The sequence below is a fragment of the Nocardioides sp. CPCC 206348 genome (genome assembly GCF_048654705.1).
Classification (GTDB): Bacteria; Actinomycetota; Actinomycetes; order Propionibacteriales; family Nocardioidaceae; genus Nocardioides.
In genome coordinates this window covers 10,275-10,639 of sequence record NZ_JBMCZA010000159.1, presented here as the reverse complement: position 1 = coordinate 10,639, position 365 = coordinate 10,275, and the positions used below count along the sequence as shown (strand labels likewise).

At 71.2% G+C, this 365-nt stretch carries 1 protein-coding gene; it reads left to right on the top strand.

Annotated elements, in window-relative coordinates; genetic code table 11:
* A partial coding sequence (locus ACOADB_RS11570) for a hypothetical protein (protein ID WP_378598354.1) occupies positions 1-341 on the top strand: 341 nt, incomplete at its 5' end.
* Between the last annotated feature and the right edge of the window lie 24 nt (positions 342-365).

Here is a 365-nt window from a genome sequence, read left to right as displayed (position 1 = left end):
CCAGCCCCACTCCGACCGCTCCCGAACCGGCATCCACCTGCAACTTCTCCCACGAGGTGTCCTCGAGCGGGTCGGGCTTCGTCATCGAGTGGAGCATCATGTCCGGGAACCCGAACCCGGCGTGGCGCCTCACGAAGGCCGAAGGGGCGAAGCTTCGGCTCCTGCTGGCGGGACATCGGGAGCTGCTCGACCTCGACGGCCCGGACGAGCCCGGCGGCTACGGGGTGACGGCCGACGGCGCGGCCACGGAGTTCCTCGAACGCCGCGACATCCCCTCCCGGTTCTGGGTCCAGGGCGACAACGAGATCACGGAGTTCATCGGCGGGACGCTCCCCTGCTAGCGATCGGCGCGCGCGGCCGCCCCG